The organism is Oculatella sp. FACHB-28, assembly GCF_014696015.1.
Taxonomy (GTDB): domain Bacteria; phylum Cyanobacteriota; class Cyanobacteriia; order Elainellales; family Elainellaceae; genus JAAUTN01.
In genome coordinates this window covers 22,305-28,592 of record NZ_JACJPJ010000042.1, presented here as the reverse complement: position 1 = coordinate 28,592, position 6,288 = coordinate 22,305, and the positions used below count along the sequence as shown (strand labels likewise).

General features: G+C 44.5%; 5 protein-coding genes. 4 read left to right on the top strand and 1 reads right to left on the bottom strand.

Features of this window, described 5'->3' with window-relative positions:
- Positions 1-182: 182 nt before the first annotated feature.
- Positions 183-440, bottom strand: coding sequence for a hypothetical protein (locus H6F88_RS06325; protein ID WP_190641899.1), 258 nt, complete (start codon positions 438-440; stop codon positions 183-185).
- A gap of 2,227 nt (positions 441-2,667) precedes the next feature.
- Between H6F88_RS06325 and H6F88_RS06320 the strand changes: the two genes are divergently transcribed.
- The 4 genes from H6F88_RS06320 to H6F88_RS06305 all read left to right on the top strand — a co-directional run bounded on the left by H6F88_RS06320 (position 2,668) and on the right by H6F88_RS06305 (position 6,094).
- Positions 2,668-3,972: a hypothetical protein gene (locus H6F88_RS06320; RefSeq protein WP_190641898.1), complete on the top strand. Its 1,305-nt coding sequence runs from the start codon at positions 2,668-2,670 to the stop codon at positions 3,970-3,972.
- A 5-nt stretch (positions 3,973-3,977) separates the two neighbouring features.
- Positions 3,978-4,577 carry a site-specific integrase gene (locus H6F88_RS06315; RefSeq protein ID WP_206756426.1) on the top strand — a complete coding sequence of 200 codons (600 nt, stop codon included), beginning with the start codon at positions 3,978-3,980 and terminating at the stop codon, positions 4,575-4,577.
- Between the two features lie 950 nt (positions 4,578-5,527).
- The gene (locus tag H6F88_RS06310; protein WP_190641896.1) at positions 5,528-5,665 is read left to right on the top strand and encodes a hypothetical protein; all 138 of its coding nucleotides are present in this window, start codon (positions 5,528-5,530) and stop codon (positions 5,663-5,665) included.
- Positions 5,666-5,911: 246 nt separating this feature from the next.
- On the top strand, positions 5,912-6,094 hold the full coding sequence (locus H6F88_RS06305) for a hypothetical protein (protein WP_190641895.1): 183 nt from the start codon (positions 5,912-5,914) through the stop codon (positions 6,092-6,094).
- Positions 6,095-6,288 lie beyond the last annotated feature (194 nt).

Here is a 6,288-nt window from a genome sequence, read left to right as displayed (position 1 = left end):
GCGATTGCGTTGTTATGGTACTACGCCAGTACAGGGACAGAATGAGTAGTAATCTGTTTGACCCATACTGCCTCGGTCTGATAAAACGGCGCTACGTCAAACCGCTGCCAAAGCAGGCGTAGTGCAAAGAGTCAAAGCCACACTGGATAAGCGGTATTACAAAGTTTGACGTAGATAAAGGTTTAGAGACTATCCGTCTCCCGTTGGTCTGACTTCGGCACTGCGGTTGCACCATGCTCGGTAATGAGGTAATCGGTATCTGCCGTATCGAGCATGATCCTCACCGAGCTAGCCTCAGCGCCCTCTACTGGCTCTGATTCACCATCAGAACTATTGCCCCGCTCAAGGGCAGCGATCGCCTCCGGATCGCCCTGCTGTGCTAATACGGTAAGCAGGTTGATGACGGTCTGGTTAACGGATTTGGATATTGGTTCTGACATGATTCAACCTCCGTGCAGTAATTGACTCAAGATTCTACTGCATCGCTGCATCATTGCCCATACTTTTCAACCCACAGGCGATCGCCCAAGGGTTGAACGTTTTGAGTAGACTCGCCCATGTCATGAGCTTGGCGCTAGAGACCTAGCTAAAGCTGCTTTGAAAGCCGTAGCAAGTTTTAGTCTCCTCACCGATAAAAGCTTGAGTTAAACCACGACATGGATGGCACTGGGTGCCCCTGATTGAACAGGGTGTCGATGCCACTCACTCCCTGCCAGTCTTCCTGGACAACTTGAACTTAACTTTAGACACTCCTACCCGTCGTTGCATTTTTAAGCTTTGTGTAACCTGAAGAATTACTCCTCTGATGATGTCCTACGCCGATGACGGGTTAGGTCGCTACCGAATCTCCACTTAACCAAACGTTACCTCTATGGCTCAAGATTGAGCAACCCAGACTGAGGAGGAGCTAGAGAAGACTTGGGAGGGGAGGGTTGCGTTTGCACAGCAGTGGAAAAAAAGGCAAGTATCTCATTCTCACTGAAAGCAGCCCACATCAACGCAAGATCAAGCTTCTGTAGGATCAACTGTCCCAAAAATAACTGAAGATGGATTAATTCAGCTAATCGATCAGGCATACATTAGAGCGATCGCTAAAACAACTGACCTGAAGGCTTCAGCCTCAGCAACCATTCTCTTCGCTGCAACTTACAGAATGAGCTATTTGTTCAGGTCCTAACTGCCATTTCCATTTTAAATAGATAACGTCGAGCTTGGCTCAGAAGTGAGTGATTACCTCTTCTTTCGTCTTGGCTAAACCCATTGAACGCTCACCAACTCAACCTATAATTCAAACCTCCTACAGTTCAAAAGTGGCTTACGCTCTCCAAAAATACACACCAGAAATAGTCTAATTAGCTAGAGACATTGCTGTCTAGCACCCCCAAGCTGTCTAACACCTAATATCTATTATCAAAACTGCTTACAAGATCAAAGCTTTTTCAACTCTCCCCAAATCAACGAAGACTACGAAACGCGCAGTTGCAAGAAGGCTACTCGATGTCGTTAGGGCTGAAGTGAAGGAGAAGCAACGGTTTGATCCGAATTAAAAAGCAAAACAGTAGACTGCCTGTTAACTAACCACCGTGTTTTTGACATCCTTGCATCTAGTCTATTAAAAGCTTTTTCCTGAGCTATTTTCCTTATAGAAATGAAGGTTTGCCATCATTCTTTGCTCTCAGAGTAACTTTTATAATCTTTATTTGAATTAGCTTATTGCAAATTCAAATAAAGATTATAAATTATGATTGATGAGGACCAGGATTAATCAAAAGTTTTCTTACTTAATAGTTGTTCTGATATTACTATGCTTCTTTAAAATATGGAATTTAAAATTCAATTGATCGACCTGCATTACAGCATTTTAATCATTACATCAGAAAAACTTCTTAAAATTTGTTAGGTGCACCACTTTCTACTCTTAATTCTATAGTTTTTAAGCTTCACGTTTGTTGCAGAATTCCTACACAGCGCGACTTTTCTGCTTTTCTCTTATTAAAGAGCAAGTATTAGCTATAGCCGTTAATACTAAACAGTTTCTCTTTTTGATTTTCAATTTTTGCTTGCTCTTGCATAATATTTTTTCGTAAAAAACGCGCAAATATTTGCTAGAAGATATCCAAAGTCTTGGGTTGACTAATTCAACCAAGCGATCTATTGTTTGATCGCACTGGAGCTTCGATTGCTTCACTAGCTGGAGGTTGAGACTGCCCCAAAAAACGTATCTAGTTCTGATTCCCGTAAGAATTGTCGCTCTGAACAGAGAGAAGCAATTCGGCTCGCGGTTCAATTTCTTGATGCAATAAAAAATGTCATGAAATGCAATTAAACCGAATCCCAAGCCTGAAACAACGTAAATTCGTTAGCCAGTAGAGGCAAAGGAGGGATACAAGAAATTTTTAGTACATGCAAACTGCTCTTCATCCCTCCACCTGTATGGGTTTCAGCCTAGTTGCATTTCATGACAGCTTCGCTCTAATCACCTCACATAGAGGTGATTAGTCAGTTAGTATTTGCCCCCTCCGGAATCGCAATCACTGCACAAGCGTGCGACTGCACAGTGTTTTCAAACTTGAGGCACTAGCAACAGTCGTGCTGCTTTAACTTGCCGATTCACGAGGAGTGAGGGCAGTTGTCCACTTTTACTTTGAGCATTGCTCAGGAGATTTTATGACTACTGATGAAAATTTAGAAGCAGTTGGAACTGTTAATTTTATGGCTCCTCCTACAACAGTGGAGGAACTTTTAGAACATTACCAACGCCATCTGCGGGCGACCCTAGACCCTGCTAAAGCTCAACAAGAGATTCGATTAATTCAAACCGCGTTGGTACGATACACGGTTCCTGGATGGGGTGGTCCTGTACCTCTGTCAGAGCGATTGTCTTCCCGTGAGATTGAGGCAGGGATCAAGTTTGCAGAGTCTATAGGGCTGGTTCAATTTCAAACAGCACTTGAAGTTTTGGAACAGGTAATTCAGCAGCTTGAAAACACAGAACCACAGAAAGACCGGAAAAAATACTTTCAGGGATTGCGGAAACGAAATCGGCACTATCTCGGCAAACTTTTGGATTGGACTAACGATCAGGGATGGTTTGAGCCAATTGTGGTTCAAAGCTCCACAACTACTCAATACCGTTTCTCTAAGAAGGTGGAGGGCAAGGATCCCTTCAATAAGGTTCGACTAACTGACAGAAAATCTACGGAGGGCAGCTTTCAAGAATCATCAGAATTAGATCGTGAGCAAAAACTGCAGAAAAGGAGCTTTGCCTTAGGGAAAGTAGAAGGTGATTTTATCAACCCTTGTTTGCAGACTCAACTAGCTGACTTCTGGAAATCCATGATAGATGGCAGAATGGGGGAATCGCTGAGAGAAGTTTCAGCAGATAAGCATCAGAACGAAGTATTGCGGATTCTGGGCTGGCTTCACCGGGTAGAAGGTGTGCCTCTTGCTGATTTACAGCTAGAAACATTGGTACCCTTTGTCGAATTGCGTCCCTCTATAGAAGACACCAGTGGTCCTGATCAATCGATTAACAAACCAGGGTCTGCTAAGGACGCTGCGAAACGGGCGGCAGACAAAGTTGAGGAAAATGTGCGAAAGCACCTCAATTGCAGAGATTCTAGAATATCTGGCAATCCCAAATTGCATCCTGGTTCCAAGTTGAATATTATCTGGGCTTGGATTGTTATTGCTAAGTACGTTTATCGTTCACAAACAGACCAAGACAATACTAACAACTTTAAGGATATTCCAGCAGTGCAGCGGCTTAGAAAACTCAGTCGTGAGCTAACCAAGCAGAGTAAGAATACATCTAACGTCGTGGATCCTGACGAGAAGATGGTGCCGTGGACAGAACTACTAAAGGCAGTTGAACAGCATCTGCGTGTAGAAGCAGATTTAGAGCGAGTTAGGGGGGGAGCAAACGGTCTCAATGTGCTATGGGAAAAAGTAAGCAACGTTTTTTACTGTTGAGTTTTATGACCCTTATGCCACCAGATCGCCAGCGTACCTATCGCGAATTGGTTGAAGGAAAAACATTGGTTCAGGGAGAACTGAATGGCTCTCATTTTACACCAAAAAAGCGTATGGCTAATCCTGAAAATGCAAAGTGGTATATCCGTTTAGAAGCCCCAGACTACAAAACAGGTAATACCTATGGCACTTGGTGGGGGGAAGTACCGAACGTACGCTACCCTGACGGGAAAACCTTCTACGGCTATATAGATGAATGGTTAAATCACTGGCGACAAGTTTTTGCCCCTAACCACCAGTACTTTTTCACCCAACCTAATGGCAAGCCTTTCAAAGCCAGCAGTTTGAAGGAGTTAATCCGGAGGGTATTCTATCGGCTACTTGATGTACCCGGGACACCACATATCCTTCGGAAAATGTTCATTACATACCTATACGAAAAACAAGTGCCAGGACATGTATTGGATTCAGCCGCACTAGCAATGCACCATTCTCGTCACATGCAAGCTCAGTCCTACAATAGACAGGAACAGTCTGATAAGTTACGTCCCATTCTTACTTTAACAGTAGAGTTGGCTCAACAGGCAGTAGGATCTCAAACTTAGTCATCCCTTTGACATAACTGAGATCAAAAGTAGGCTAAGAGAACCTTTTATAATCTGGTGATCAAGGATAGCTAGAATTAACCCTGTTAGAGGCGAAGCAATTAGCAGGTAATGCTTTGGTGGTTCCCAAACATTACCTGTTAATTGGACAAGGAGAGTAGTTAACCTACCTGCTTAGGTAACTACTCTCCTTAGCTCTTATGCTGTCGGACAACAGAGTAGTCTCCTCAAGTAGCTTTTACTGGAGGAATCTGATTGATTGACAAAACTTCTAAGCAGAGAAACGCAAGCTAGGAGGGAAGAGGAGCCTGGTTTATGCTGAAAAGTTACCACACCCAACCGTAAAGACGATGGCTCTCACGCCCGACTCTATGATGCGTTGCATGACTTTCTGTGTCAAAATGACATCCAGTGGCAAGATGTCCGTCACTTGAAGACCCTATGCTAGATGATCATTGCCATCCTTCAAAGCCAGAATAGGCATCTCAACAGATTCAGGGTGTATGTTTTCAGGCGTACCAAATTCGCCTAATCGCATCAACGGTGCTTTCGACGATGGCTATCCGACCGAAGAATCAATGTCTTCAGGCACATCATTTGCTGTTGCGGCAAGCCCTATCTCGATGGAAGCGGGAGCAATTGTATCTGAGCTTGAATACAACGCTGGTATGGAATCGCTTTTGTATCCTTTGGGTTGGTGTGGTCTTATCGCGGCAGAACCCTTCCTATCGCCTGGCGGATTGTTGCCCAATCCAGTAGTACGATCTGATTGTGGACATTGCAACAGGTCTTGCAACCAACCGCACGCCTACTGTCAAACGGCATCCCGGTTGTGTTGCTAGCCGACCGAAGCTTTGCCAATAGTAAGTTGATGAAGTATCTCAAGGACAACCTGGATTGGCATCTCGTGTCCGGATCAAACAGTCGTTTCAGTTCCACTTGGCGAGTCAGTGGCGCAAGGTGTCGTCAATCTCCTTGCACCCGGAGCGGCTTATTTCACCCCAATTGAATCGATTGGTAAAACCACCCTTACCCAGACGTTTATCTCACTTTTGCTCATGACCAGTCGAGTAGGGCGCTTTGAGTGATTGTCAGTGATAAACCCATAACCCTGCAAACTTTCGTCCAGTATCGTCCGCGATTTCAGGTGGAGGAATCGTTTTCGGATTTCAAGTCGAATAGATTCAACTTGGAGTCCTCCCGACTGCGGGGCAGGTTTGCCCTGACCCAATGGTGTGGGATGACTGCCCTAACCACCTTGTTTCTCGTATTGCAGGGGTACAAGTCGTGGCGTTAGGCAACGGCTGCAGGTAGATGCTGATTGGAACTGGGAGATGAGTTATCTCAAACTAGGGTGGAACTGGATTAGGCTCGCCATTACTCAGCAGTCAGACATCCAAGTCCATCGGTTTCTTTCCAGCGCTCTAGACCCGCAACCATCCCTTGCCTCCAAACGTCAACTCGGTGATGCTCTTAATCGTGAATTCACCGTTCTCTGCCGCATTCCAACTTTTTAATTTCATCAGTCAAGCAGACTGAGAAAGTAGTCTTTACAAGATTTGCTACATTTTTCCGTTATAGAACTTTCCCTGTGCTTAATTTCAAATCCTGGTTATTCATAATCGTGCCAAGCTACAAAGATAAGGGAGAAAGTTACCGCAAACTGAAGCAAACTAAACCCAATCGAGAGAAACCCTGGAGTTGATTAAAC